We start from the raw sequence: 12,896 nt of genomic DNA, 5'->3' as shown, positions 1-12,896 counted from the left end.
CATGCCGTCGCACCGTGTCCCCGCTCCCGTCCTCGCCGACGGCGAGAAGCCGAAAGGCCCCGCCTCCTACTTCCCGAGCATCGAGAAGACGTACGGACAACCCGTGCAGCACTGGCTCGACATCGCCGCCGAGGCGCTCGAGACCCGTTCGCACTCCGGCGCTGTCGCGGTGCTGAAGGACGACCACGGTCTCGGCCACGGGCATGCGAACGCGGTCGTCGCCTACGTGAAGGCGCACCTCGGCGGCTGAGGCCGAAGCCGCCGCTCGTCCCGAGTCCGGCTCAGGCGACGACCGTGCCGATCGCGCCGATGACGGCGTCCAGCGGCTGACCCGAGGCGTCGCGCTTGCCGCCGCCGTCGGGGAGCGGACGGACCGCGCCGTCGAGGCCGACCGCGCGCGGATCCTCACCGACCCACGCGAGGATCAGGGCATCCTCGCCGCGGAGGAAGCGCTGCGCGCGGACACCGCCGGTCGCGCGGCCCTTCGGCGGGAACTCCGCGAACGACGAGACCTTGCCGGATCCGGCATCCGTCCCGGGAAGCGCATGCGAGGAGCCCGCGATGGTCGCGACGACGGTGGCGTCGGACGCGGACACCGACGTGAAGGCGATGACCCGCGCGTCGGTGGCGAGGCGGATGCCGGCCATGCCACCGGCAGACCTCCCCTGCGGCCGGACGGCGGCGGCGTCGAAGCGGAGCAGCTGCGCGTCGCTCGTGACGAAGACCAGTTCGGTGTCGTCGGCGGCGAGCGCGGCGCCGACGACGCTGTCGCCGGCCTTCAGCGAGATGATCTCGGCGTCCGGCTTGCCCGGGGCGAGCTCCGTCGCAGCCACCCGCTTGACGACACCGGCCGCGGTGCCGAGCGCGATCGGCGCGGCGGCGTCCAGCGGAACGATCGTGACGACGTGCTCGCCGGCGGCGAGGCCCAGGTACTGGTCGGCACGCGTTCCCGCCCCGAGCTGCACCGAGTTCGCGGGGACCGAGGGGAGGTCGACCGGAGTGAAACGCACGAGGCGTCCTGCGCTCGTCACCGCGCCGAGGTCTCCGCGGGTGGTGCCGTCGACGGCGGCGCGGATCGCGTCGTGCTTCGAGCGCCGGGCCGGGGCGACGATGCCGCCGCGAGGGGCGTCGGCCACGAGCTCCGCTCGGACCATGCGGCCGCTCGCGGACAGGAACACGCGGCACGGCGCGTCGGCGATCTGCAGATCGGCGGGGGCCGCCGCACGGCCACGGGCGGTGACCGGGCCGCCGTTGAGCAGCAGGGTCCGGCGCGGGGTGCCGAAGGCCTCGGCCACGGCATCCAACTCGGTCGCGACCTGCCGGCGCAGCAGGACGTCGCTCGCCAGCAGCTCCTCGAGCGCCGCGATCTCGGCCTTCAGGTCGTCGCGCTCCGCCTCGAGCTCGACGCGGGAGAACTTCGTCAGTCGCCGCAGTCTCAGCTCGAGGATGTACTCGGCCTGCAGCCGGGACAGATCGAACACGTCGATGAGGCGGGTGCGGGCCTGATCGCTGTCATCCGACGTGCGGATGACCTGGATGACCTCGTCGATGTCGAGGATCGCGATGAGCATGCCCTCGACGAGGTGCAGACGGTCCTGCTTCCGGGCGAGCCGGAAGCGACTGCGGCGCGTGACGACCTGGATGCGGTGGTCGAGGTAGACGCGCAGCAGCTCCTTCAGCCCGAGGGTCTGCGGCTGACCGCGGACGAGGGCGACGTTGTTGATGCCGAAGGAGTCCTCGAGCGGGGTGAGCCGGTACAGCTGCTCGAGCACCGCCTTCGGGTCGAATCCCGTCTTCACGCCGATCACGAGACGGAGCCCGTGGTTGCGGTCGGTGAGGTCGGTGATGTCGGAGATCCCGGTCAGCTTCTTCGCCGTGACGGCGTCCCGGATCTTCTCCATCACGCGCTCGGGGCCGACCATGTACGGCAGCTCCGTCACGATGATCCCGGTGCGGCGGGGCCCGAGCGGCTCGATCGTCGACTTGGCGCGCGTGCGGAACGATCCGCGACCGGATTCGTACGCCTCCTTGATGCCGTCGAGACCGACGATGACGCCGCCGCCGGGAAGGTCGGGTCCCGGGACGAACTCCATGAGCTCGTCGAGTGTCGCCTCGGGGTGCTCGAGGAGGTGGGTCGCGGCGGCGACGACCTCGATGAGGTTGTGCGGCGCCATGTTCGTGGCCATGCCGACCGCGATGCCCGTCGTGCCGTTGACGAGCAGGTTCGGGAACGCCGCGGACAGCACCTCGGGCTGCTGGAACTGGCCGTCGTAGTTCGGGATGAAGTCGACGACGTCCTCATCGAGGTTCTCGGTGAGGGCCAGCGCGGACGGGGCGAGACGCGCTTCCGTGTAGCGGGCGGCGGCGGGACCGTCGTCCAGCGACCCGAAGTTGCCGTGACCGTCGATGAGCGGCACGCGCAGCGCCCAGTCCTGCGCGAGGCGGACGAGTGCGTCGTAGATCGCCGAGTCGCCGTGGGGGTGGAGCTTTCCCATCACCTCGCCGACGACGCGCGCGCTCTTGACGTGGCCGCGATCGGGCCGGAGGCCCATCTCCGCCATCTGGAAGAGGATGCGGCGCTGCACCGGCTTGAGCCCGTCGCGCGCGTCCGGGAGGGCGCGCGAGTAGATCACCGAGTACGCGTACTCCAGGAACGACCCCTGCATCTCGTCGGCGAGGTCGACATCCTCGATGCGCTCGACGGCGGGCGGAGGGGGAGGGGTGCGTGAAGCGGCCATGTCCTCGATCGGTCTTCGGGCGACGGTGGAGAAGTCGGCGGCAGGCGCCGGAGGGGGCCGTCGTCCCGTGTGGGAGACTGGCCCGGATGACTCCCAGCCTACCCGCGGACCCGCCCGGCGCCCGGAGCCTCACCGGTGTCGTCCCGCATGTGCTCGAGGCGCTGAACGGCCACGACGACTGGTTCGGCTCGGCCCGATCGGGCGTCGTCCTGCTCGTGGACGGCCTCGGTCGCGGCAATCTGACCGCCCGGGCAGGACACGCGCGCTTCCTCACCTCGCGGATGACCAAGCGGGATGCCGCACGGACCGTCTTCCCGGCCACGACGGCGTCGGCCCTGACGAGCCTGCTCACCGCCGAGCACCCGGGACGGCATGGCCTCGTCGGGTATCGCGTGCGGGTGCCGGGGACGGATGCCGCCCCCAATCAGCTGAAGGGGTGGGAGACCGACGGGCTGGACCCGCTCACGTGGCAGCGCAGCGAGCCGCTCCTCGAGCGCGAGGCCGCGGCGGGGCGCCCCTGCTTCGTCGTGTCGAAGCAGATCTACGCCGCCACCGGCTTCACGCGGGCGCTGCAACGAGGGGCGGAGTTCGTCGCGGCGGCCACGATCGCCGAGCGGGTCGATGCGGCGGCAGAGCTGGCACTGCGGCATCCGGGAGCACTCGTGTACGCCTACGTCCCGGAGCTCGACACCATCGGCCACGCGCGCGGATGGGAGAGCGACGAGTGGTCGGCGGCGCTCGAGATCGTCGATGCCGCGGCCCGGACACTCGATGCCGCGCTCGGTGGGACGGCCGGTGCGGTGCTGACGGCGGACCACGGCATGGTCGACGTCCCGCGCTCCCGGCAGATCCTGCTCGCCGACGGCGATGCGCACCTCGACGGCGTCCGCATCGTCGCGGGCGAACCCCGCATGCTGCACCTGTACACCGACGCGGGAGCCGCGGGCCGCGTCCTGACGGCATGGCGCGACGCCGAATCCCACAGGTCGTGGGTGTTCTCGCGCCAGGAGGCGGTGGACGCGGGGCTGTTCGGCCCCGTCGTCGACGCCGACGTCCTCGACCGGATCGGCGACGTCCTGGTCGCGGCGCGGGGCACGGTCGCGTACTACGACGACCGGGAGCGGGACAAGAAGCCGCAGCGCATGGTCGGCCAGCACGGATCGCTCACCGACCAGGAGCGCATCGTGCCGCTCGTGCGGCTCGGTGCGTTCGCGGGCTGAGCCCGATCAGCCGTCCTCGGTGCGGGCGCCGAACACGATCTCGTCCCAGGACGGCATCGACGTCCGGCCCTTGCGGCGGGTCTGTTCGGTCGGGGCGTCGGCGGCGTCCGACTCGGGCTGGGCCTCGCCGGAATCCGGCGACTCCGGCTCGGCCGAAACCTCGTAGCCGGGCTCGAGTGCATCGAACAGGGCGACGGGGGAGTGAGCGGGCTCCTCGGCGCGGCGTTCGCCCGGCATCGACTCGCGCTGTCCGCGCCGGCGCCGGAGCGCCTCGAGCAGGTCCGCCGTCTCGGCGGACGCGACCGGCGCGTCCGGTGCCCGCTTGATGGCGGCCTGCTGCACGGCGGGGGAGGAGGAGGCACGGGGCTCGGGGTTCTCGATGTCCGCTTCGGGCTCGACGACCCCGCGCGGGCCGAAGGCTCCACTGTCGAAGCGGGTGGCGTCCTTCAGCGGCGACGAGTCCAGCGCGCGCAGCCGCGGGATGAGCCCCTCGGGCAGCGAGCCCTGGCGCGAGAGCTGAACGGCATCCGAGTTCTGCGGGGAGAGGGTCGACCGTCGCGGATCGAAGCTCCACCGGGCGTCGTGGTCGACGTCGCCGGCCGAGAACTCGAGCTTGACGACCCAGCCGTTCGAGTCGCGCCAGCTCGTCCAGCGTTCGCCCGTGGCACCCGCCTCGGCCAGCTTGGCCCGGACGGCGTTGCCGAACGTCGGCTGTGCACCCGGGTCGAGCTCGCCGCCGATGAGGACGGTGACGGCCAGCGCCTGACCGACGATGTGCTCGCGTTCCGCGAGGACCGGACCCTCGAACCGCTGCACGTCCTCGAGACGGATGCCGAGCAGCTCGGCGACCTCGTCCGCGGACATGCCCGCGCGGATGTGCGCCTGGATGTCCCGGGGGTTCGGGCGGTTCGTGCGCGGTTCGGCGTCGCGCTGCAGCCGGCGCAGCTGCGCGCGCAGCGCTTCGTCGACGGCGAGCGAGAAACGGTCGCCCGATTCGGTCGCGAGCATCAGTCGACCGTCTTCGGTGCCGATGACTTTGAGCTGTTCCATGCGAACACCCTCCAGATCCAGCGTGTCCAGCAATGCTCGCACGGTGCCCGCCAGGCGAGGGGAATATCGCGGGCGCGCCGCGAGTTTGTGCAGGCGTCCCTCTGAAAGGGGGCGGCGGACGCGAATCCCATTTGCGATTCAGCGGTCCGTGATGCAAACTATGGCCGCCCGATCGGGCGCCTCCCCCAGCAACACCCGAAAGTTGAGACATTCTCGAATGGCCACGGACTACGACGCTCCCCGCAAGACCGAAGACGACAGCGAGTCGATCGAGGCGCTGAAGGAGCGGGTCCCGGACAAGCTGTCCGGGTCGGTGGACGTCGAGGACGCTGACAACCCGGCGGCCTTCGACCTTCCCGGCGCCGACCTCTCCGACGTCGACCTCGACGTCGTCGTCCTGCCTCCGCAGGAGGACGAGTTCACCTGCGTCGAGTGCTTCCTCGTGAAGCACCGCACCCAGATCGACCACCAGACCTCCGTCGGCGCCATCTGCACCGAGTGCGCCTGACCGACGAAGGTCCCCGGCCAGCCGGCGTGAAGCCCCGGCTGGCCTGATGCTCAACGGCCCCGCTGTGCGCGGGTGATCATCGCCGCCACCCGATCGGGTGTGCGCGACGAGAACACCCAGTGCGTGGCGGGGTCTTCCACGTCGGTGACGGGGACGCGGACGACCCCGTCGACGCCGCCGCGGAGCAGATGCCAGTCGTCGCGTCCGAGCTCCGGGCCGCGCGCGCTGCGCGCCGCCTGGCCTTCGAGGGGTTCGGGCGTGCCCAGGTCGCTGACCGGGATCCGAGCGCGGCCGACCCGCAGGACGCCGTCGACGACGGCGATCGTCGGGGCGGTCGCGAGGAGGGCCACGACGATGGCGGCACCCACCGCGAAGCCCACCGCGAGCGCGATCGTGCCGTCGAGCGGCGCGAAGACGATCGCGGCCATGGGTGCGCAGACGGCAGCGCTGACCAGCACCCACAGCGAGGGGCTCAGCCGCTCACGATAGGACGGGGCGGCGGTGGACGTGGTGCGGTCGGCGTTGTGCATTAGCCTCGGGGGGTGATGGATACCGTGGACGTTCCCATTATCTCGGCACATGTCCCCGTCTACGCCCACCCGGGTGACGCCGGCGCCGACCTCGTCGCGGCGGAGGCCGCTCGGCTCGAGCCGGGGCAGCGCGCGCTGATCGGGACGGGCGTGCGCATCGCGCTGCCCGAGGGCTATGTGGCGTTCGTCGTCCCGCGCAGCGGTCTCGCCGCCAAGCACGGCATCACCATCGTGAACGCGCCCGGCACGGTCGACGCCGGCTACCGCGGCGAGATCAAGGTGTCCCTGCTCAACACGGATGCCGACCACGCGTTCGACGTCGCTCCGGGCGACCGCATCGCGCAGCTGATCGTCATGCCCGTGCCGCGCGCGAACTTCATCCCCGTCGACGCCCTGCCCGACACCGCTCGGGGCGAGGGCGGCTTCGGCTCCACCGGATACACGACAGGACAACCCGCATGAGCGACGAGAGCGCGATCAAGTCGGCCCCGAGCGATCGGGCCGAGAACGGACCCTTCGACGAGTCGGAGGCGAACCCCGTCCGCCCCTACATCGACCTGGGCGGTGTCAAGGTCATGCCCCGCGAAGGGCTGAACCTCCGTCTCGAGGTCGAGGAGCAGACCAAGCGCATCGTCGCCGTCGGACTCGACTACGCCGGGTCGACGCTGCAGGTGCAGCCCTTCGCGGCGCCGCGTTCGAGCGGCCTGTGGGAGGAGACGCGCGAGCAGATCCGCCAGCAGATCCGTCAGCAGGGCGGTCGTGTCGAAGAACGCGAGGGCCCGCTCGGGCCGGAGCTGCTCGCCGAGGTGCCCGTCGTCGGCGCCGAGGGCGGCGCGGGCAAGCGGCTCGCCCGCTTCATCGGAGTGGACGGTCCGCGCTGGTTCCTGCGCGGCGTGATCGGGGGCGCCGCGGCATCCGACCTGGATGCCGCAGGTCAGGTCGAGGACCTGTTCCGGTCGATCGTCGTGGTGCGCGGCAACACCCCGATGCCGCCCCGCGACCTCATCCCGCTCAAGATGCCGGCATCGCCCGGCGGCGCATGACCGCCGAGGACCCTCGCGGTCCGGCGCCGGAGCAGCCGGACCGGCCGGGCCTCGAGCCCCCCGAGCCGACCGCATCAGACCTGCTCGCCGAGGCGCTGGGCGGCGCGGCGCGCCGCGCCGGGCTGGACCCCTCGGCCGAGGCGAGCACGGGCCATGTCGTGTGGCATGCGATGGGCGGCTGGCGCGGCGTCGCCGAGTCCGTTCTGCCGGGCCTCGCGTTCATCGTGCTGTACACGGTGTCCGATCAGAACCTCGTCGTGTCGCTCGCCGGATCAGTGGGTCTCGCGGTCGTGTTCACGGTGATCCGACTCGTGCAGCGCTCACCTGCCACGGCGGCCTTCGGCGGTCTCGTCGCAGCCGGCGTCGCCGCGGGGCTCGCCTTGTTCACCGGGCGCGGAGAGGACAACTTCGTCCCCGGGCTCATCACGAACGCCGTCTACGGCACGGCGTTCCTCGTCTCCGCCCTCGTCGGCTGGTCGCTCATCGGGCTCGCCGTGGGCTTCCTCATGAATGAGGGCGTCGCATGGCGGGCCGACCGGCGCAAGCGCCGGGTGTTCTTCTGGCTCGCCCTGGCGTGGGCAGCCCTGTTCTACGTGCGTCTGGCCGTGCAGTACCCGCTGTACCTGGCCGGCGCCGACGCGGTGGCGACGCTCGGCACCCTCAAGCTGATCATGGGGCTGCCCCTGTTCGCACCGCTCGTCGCGGTCACGTGGCTCGCCGTGCGAGCGCTGTATCCGCGCCCGGCGGCGTGATAGATTTATCTCGACATCAAGATAAATTCGACTCCCGTCCGGGTAAGGCGCGCCTCACTAGCCGCCGACGCCGACCGCGGGGAAGATAGGTCCGCAGGCTGTGCGTGTCTGCGCCCGCCGATGAAGGAGAGCACACGTGTCCACTGTGAACAGCTTCGGTGCCAAGAGCACACTGACGGTCGGCGACACCGACTACGAGATCTTCCGGATCGACACGGTCGCCGGCCACGAGAAGCTCCCGTTCAGCCTCAAGGTGCTGCTGGAGAACCTCCTCCGCACCGAGGACGGCGCGAACGTCACCAAGGAGCAGATCGAGGCGCTCGGGTCGTGGGATGCCGCGGCGGAGCCGAACACCGAGATCCAGTTCACGCCGGCGCGCGTCGTGATGCAGGACTTCACCGGCGTGCCCTGCATCGTCGACCTCGCCACCATGCGTGAGGCCGTCACCGCGCTGGGCGGGGACCCCAACAAGATCAACCCGCTGTCGCCGGCCGAGATGGTCATCGACCACTCCGTCATCGCCGACCTCTTCGGCACGGAGAACGCCCTCGAGCGCAACGTCGAGATCGAGTACGAGCGCAACGGCGAGCGCTACCAGTTCCTGCGCTGGGGCCAGACCGCGTTCGACGACTTCAAGGTCGTCCCCCCGGGCACCGGCATCGTCCACCAGGTGAACATCGAGCACCTGGCGAAGGTCATCTACGACCGTGACGTCGACGGCGTGCTGCGCGCCTACCCCGACACCTGCGTGGGCACCGACTCGCACACCACGATGGTCAACGGCCTCGGCGTGCTGGGCTGGGGCGTCGGCGGCATCGAGGCCGAGGCGGCCATGCTCGGCCAGCCCGTCTCGATGCTCATCCCGCGCGTCGTCGGGTTCAAGCTGAGCGGCGAGATCCCTGCCGGCGTCACGGCGACCGACGTCGTCCTCACGATCACCGACATGCTGCGCAAGCACGGCGTCGTCGGCAAGTTCGTCGAGTTCTACGGCGCCGGCGTCGCCGAGGTGCCCCTCGCGAACCGGGCCACCATCGGCAACATGAGCCCCGAGTTCGGTTCGACCGCGGCCATCTTCCCGATCGACGACGTCACGCTGGACTACCTGCGTCTCACCGGACGCGACGAGAAGACCGTCGCCCTCGTCGAGGCGTACGCGAAGGAGCAGTCGCTCTGGCACGACGCCGACGTCGAGCCCGTCTTCAGCGAGTACATGGAACTCGACCTCTCCACGGTCGTCCCCTCCATCGCCGGCCCGAAGCGTCCGCAGGACCGCATCCTGCTCTCCGAGGCCAAGTCGCAGTTCCAGCAGGACATCCTCAACTACGCCGCCGTGGCCGCGGAGGACTCCGTCGAGGTCGAGGGCACGTTCCCGGCCTCCGACCCCGGCACCGCGCCGGGCGTGGAGCGCGAGCACGTCTCCGCCGACGGCGTGTCGCACCAGCACGAGGCCCAGCACGCGGAGTCGGTGCTGTCGTTCAGCGGGTCGAGCCACCCGGCATCCAACCCGGTCACCGTCACCCCGCCCGAGGGCGCGCCGTACCTCCTCGACAACGGCGCGGTGACCCTCGCCGCCATCACGTCGTGCACCAACACCTCCAACCCGACCGTGATGATCGCTGCGGGCCTTCTCGCACGCAAGGCGCGCGCGAAGGGGCTCACCCAGAAGCCGTGGGTCAAGACCACGCTCGGCCCCGGCTCGAAGGTCGTCACCGACTACTACGAGAAGTCCGGACTCGACAAGGACCTCGAAGGTCTCGGCTTCTACACCGTCGGCTACGGCTGCACGATCTGCATCGGAAACTCCGGTCCGCTGATCGACGAGGTGTCGCAGGCGGTCAACGACAACGACCTCGCCGTCACCGCCGTCCTCTCGGGCAACCGCAACTTCGAGGGACGCATCAGCCCCGACGTGAAGATGAACTACCTCGCGTCGCCGCCCCTCGTGGTCGCGTACGCGCTGGCCGGCTCGATGAACTTCGACTTCGAGACCGACGCGCTCGGCAAGGACTCCGACGGCAACGATGTCTTCCTGAAGGACATCTGGCCCGCCTCCGACGAGGTGCAGGAGATCATCGACTCGTCGATCTCGCGCGAGCAGTTCATCAAGCAGTACGCGACGGTGTTCGACGGCGACGAGCGCTGGAAGACGCTGCCGACCCCCACCGGGCCGATCTTCGAGTGGGACGAGGACTCGACCTACGTCCGCAAGGCGCCGTACTTCGAGGGCATGTCGATGGACCTCACCCCGGTCGCCGACATCACCGGCGCGCGCGTCATGGCGACCCTCGGCGACTCGGTCACGACCGACCACATCAGCCCGGCGGGCAACATCAAGGCGGGCACCCCCGCTGCGCAGTACCTGATCGAGCACGGCGTCGCGCAGAAGGACTTCAACTCCTACGGGTCGCGCCGCGGCAACCACGAGGTGATGATCCGCGGGACGTTCGCGAACATCCGGCTGAAGAACGAGCTCGTCGCCGCCGTCAACGGCGGCCAGGTGGTCGAGGGCGGGTACACCCGCGACTTCACCCAGGCCGGCGGCCCGCAGTCGTTCATCTTCGACGCGAGCATGAACTACCAGGAGCAGGGCACCCCGCTCGTCGTGTTCGGCGGCAAGGAGTACGGCTCCGGTTCGTCGCGTGACTGGGCGGCCAAGGGCACGAGCCTGCTCGGGGTGAAGGCCGTCATCACCGAGAGCTTCGAGCGCATCCACCGCTCCAACCTCATCGGCATGGGCGTCGTCCCGCTGCAGTTCCCGGCAGGCGAGAGCTGGTCGTCGCTCGGCCTGGACGGCACCGAGATCGTCTCGATCACGGGACTCGAGCAGCTCAATGAGGGCGTCACGCCCAAGACGGTCCGGGTCACCGCGGAGCCGAGCGAGTTCTCGCCCGAGGGCAAGGAGACGGTCGAGTTCGACGCGGTCGTCCGCATCGACACCCCCGGTGAGGCCGACTACTACCGCAACGGCGGCATCCTGCAGTACGTGCTGCGCTCGCTCGTCTGAGCGACCGCATCGAGAACCCCGACTCCCGTCCGGAGTCGGGGTTCTCGGCGTTCGGGCCCGCGTAGACTCGGTGCATGAGTCTTCTGGAGAGCATCCGCGGTCCTCGCGACCTCGATGGGCTCTCGCACGAGGAGCTCCGCACTCTCGCCGAAGAGGTCCGCGGTTTCCTCGTCGAGAACGTCGCGCGCACCGGCGGACACCTGGGGCCGAACCTCGGCGTGGTCGAACTGACGATCGCCCTGCACCGCGTGTTCGATTCCCCGAACGACCCGATCATCTTCGACACCGGGCACCAGTCCTACGTGCACAAGCTGCTCACCGGCCGGCAGGACTTCTCGAAGCTCCGCTCCCGCGGCGGTCTCGCCGGCTACCCGCAGCGCGCCGAGAGCGAGCACGACGTCGTCGAATCGTCGCACGCGTCCAGCTCGCTCAGCTGGGCCGACGGCATCTCCCGCGCCTTCACCCGCACCGGGCGCAAGGACAACCACGTCGTGGCGGTCGTCGGCGACGGCGCGCTCACCGGCGGGATGACGTGGGAGGCGCTCAACAACATCTCCGACGACAACGACCGCAACCTCGTGATCGTCGTCAACGACAACGGCCGCTCCTACGCTCCGACGATCGGCGGCATGGCGCGCTACCTCAATCGCGTCCGCACGGCGGACACGTACGAGAACCTGCGCCGCGGCTCGGACACCGTCTTCCGGTCTCTCGGACCCATCGGCCGCGCGGTCTACCGCGGCGTGCGCGGCGGCACCCGGGGCTTCCTGTCCCGGTTCACGAACAACGCCGCCCTCTACTCGAACCTCGACATCAAGTACCTCGGGCCGATCGACGGCCACGACCTCGAGGCCCTCGAGGAGACCCTCCGCCTCGCGAAGGAGTACGGCGCCCCGGTCCTTGTGCACACGATCACGGAGAAGGGGCGCGGGTACGAACCGGCACGGCGGGACGAAGCCGACCAGTTCCACGCCGTCGGCAAGATCGATCCCACGACGGGCGAGCCGCTGGGCGGCTCGGATGCGGTCGCCTGGACGGACGTCTTCTCGCAGGCATTGGTCGCCGCGGGGGAGCGGGACCCGAAGGTGATCGCCATGACCGCCGCGATGCTGCGGCCCACCGGGCTGCAGGCGTTCGCGCAGCGGTTCCCGGATCGGGTCTACGACGTCGGCATCGCCGAGCAGCACGCCGTCGCCTCGTCAGCCGGCCTCGCCTACGGCGGGCTCCACCCCGTCGTGGCCCTGTACGCCACCTTCATGAACCGGGCGTTCGACCAGGTGCTCATGGACGTCGCCCTCCACCGGGCGGGCGTCACCTTCGTGCTCGACCGTTCCGGTGTCACCGGACCGGACGGGCCCAGCCACCACGGCGTGTGGGATCTCGCGATGCTGCAGCTCGTCCCCGGCATCCGCATCGCCGCACCGCGGGACGAGGAGCGCCTGCGCGAGCTCTTCGACGAGGCCGTGACCGTCGAGGACGCTCCCACGGTGGTCCGGTTCCCCAAGGGAGCCGTGCCCGAGGCGCTGAGCGCTCTCGAACGGCTCGCCGACGGCACCGACGTGCTGTACCGCAGCGGTGCCGAGGACGTCCTCCTGGTCGGGATCGGCCCGATGGCGCACCTCGCCATCGACGTCGCCCGGCGCCTGCGTGCGCAGGGCATCGGGGCGACCGTCGTCGATCCGCGATGGGCGGTGCCGATCCAGCCCGCGATCGTCGAGCTTGCTCGTGCCCACCGACTGGTGATCACGATCGAAGACGGCATCCGCGTGGGCGGCGTCGGCACGCGGGTGCGTCAGGTGCTCCGCGAGGCCGGTGTCTCGACCGCCGTCGACGAGCTGGGCGTCCCCGACGAGTTCATCGACCACGCCACCCGCGAGCAGATCTTCGAGGAGGTCGGACTCACCGCGTCGAAGATCGCGCAGGACGTCGTCGCGCAGGTCCTCGGCACCCGTGTCCCGATCGCGCGCCAGTCCGACGAGGACTCGCTGTGGACCCCGTCGCCCGTGGAGGCCCGCCGGAACGGCGACACCGCCTCGTCGTAGCCGAGCGTC

General features: G+C 70.7%; 11 protein-coding genes. 8 read left to right on the top strand and 3 right to left on the bottom strand.

The window, feature by feature from the left end:
- Position 1 precedes the first annotated feature (1 nt).
- Positions 2 to 250 carry a DUF4287 domain-containing protein gene (locus AB3M83_RS09135; protein ID WP_412947267.1) on the top strand — a complete coding sequence of 83 codons (249 nt, stop codon included), beginning with the start codon at positions 2 to 4 and terminating at the stop codon, positions 248 to 250.
- A gap of 31 nt (positions 251 to 281) precedes the next feature.
- Here AB3M83_RS09135 and AB3M83_RS09130 read toward each other — a convergent pair whose 3' ends face one another.
- Entirely contained in the window at positions 282 to 2,738 is a 2,457-nt protein-coding gene (locus AB3M83_RS09130) for a DNA gyrase/topoisomerase IV subunit A (RefSeq protein ID WP_412947266.1), read from the bottom strand.
- 86 nt (positions 2,739 to 2,824) lie between these two features.
- On the opposite strand from AB3M83_RS09130, the gene AB3M83_RS09125 reads away from it, so the two are divergent.
- Complete coding sequence (locus tag AB3M83_RS09125) at positions 2,825 to 3,958, top strand: alkaline phosphatase family protein (protein ID WP_412947263.1); 1,134 nt, start codon at positions 2,825 to 2,827, stop codon at positions 3,956 to 3,958.
- Between the two features lie 6 nt (positions 3,959 to 3,964).
- On the opposite strand, the gene sepH is transcribed toward AB3M83_RS09125, so the two are convergent.
- Positions 3,965 to 5,008, bottom strand: a complete 1,044-nt coding sequence (gene sepH / locus AB3M83_RS09120; RefSeq protein WP_412947260.1) for a septation protein SepH — start codon at positions 5,006 to 5,008, stop codon at positions 3,965 to 3,967.
- A 217-nt stretch (positions 5,009 to 5,225) separates the two neighbouring features.
- Between sepH and AB3M83_RS09115 the strand changes: the two genes are divergently transcribed.
- Positions 5,226 to 5,516, top strand: a complete 291-nt coding sequence (locus AB3M83_RS09115) for a DUF4193 domain-containing protein (protein ID WP_412947257.1) — start codon at positions 5,226 to 5,228, stop codon at positions 5,514 to 5,516.
- Positions 5,517 to 5,566: 50 nt separating this feature from the next.
- Here AB3M83_RS09115 and AB3M83_RS09110 read toward each other — a convergent pair whose 3' ends face one another.
- A complete protein-coding gene (locus tag AB3M83_RS09110; RefSeq protein WP_412947255.1) occupies positions 5,567 to 6,046 on the bottom strand; it encodes a DUF3093 domain-containing protein in 480 nt (159 codons plus the stop codon).
- Between the two features lie 12 nt (positions 6,047 to 6,058).
- On the opposite strand from AB3M83_RS09110, the gene dut reads away from it, so the two are divergent.
- The 5 genes from dut to dxs all read left to right on the top strand — a co-directional run bounded on the left by dut (position 6,059) and on the right by dxs (position 12,887).
- Positions 6,059 to 6,508 carry a dUTP diphosphatase gene (gene dut, locus AB3M83_RS09105; protein WP_412947252.1) on the top strand — a complete coding sequence of 150 codons (450 nt, stop codon included), beginning with the start codon at positions 6,059 to 6,061 and terminating at the stop codon, positions 6,506 to 6,508.
- On the top strand, positions 6,505 to 7,089 hold the full coding sequence (locus AB3M83_RS09100) for a DUF3710 domain-containing protein (RefSeq protein WP_412947249.1): 585 nt from the start codon (positions 6,505 to 6,507) through the stop codon (positions 7,087 to 7,089). The genes dut and AB3M83_RS09100 overlap by 4 nt, the downstream gene beginning before the upstream one ends.
- Complete coding sequence (locus tag AB3M83_RS09095) at positions 7,086 to 7,841, top strand: DUF3159 domain-containing protein (RefSeq protein WP_412947247.1); 756 nt, start codon at positions 7,086 to 7,088, stop codon at positions 7,839 to 7,841. The genes AB3M83_RS09100 and AB3M83_RS09095 overlap by 4 nt, the downstream gene beginning before the upstream one ends.
- Positions 7,842 to 7,977: 136 nt before the next feature.
- Positions 7,978 to 10,845, top strand: coding sequence for an aconitate hydratase (locus AB3M83_RS09090; protein WP_412947245.1), 2,868 nt, complete (start codon positions 7,978 to 7,980; stop codon positions 10,843 to 10,845).
- A 74-nt stretch (positions 10,846 to 10,919) separates the two neighbouring features.
- Complete coding sequence (gene dxs, locus AB3M83_RS09085) at positions 10,920 to 12,887, top strand: 1-deoxy-D-xylulose-5-phosphate synthase (protein WP_412947243.1); 1,968 nt, start codon at positions 10,920 to 10,922, stop codon at positions 12,885 to 12,887.
- Positions 12,888 to 12,896 lie beyond the last annotated feature (9 nt).

Source organism: Microbacterium pasadenense (assembly GCF_047246565.1).
In the GTDB taxonomy this organism is placed as follows: domain Bacteria; phylum Actinomycetota; class Actinomycetes; order Actinomycetales; family Microbacteriaceae; genus Microbacterium.
Note: the sequence above shows the minus strand (reverse complement) of the source record. Positions and strands in the feature narration are given on the sequence as shown.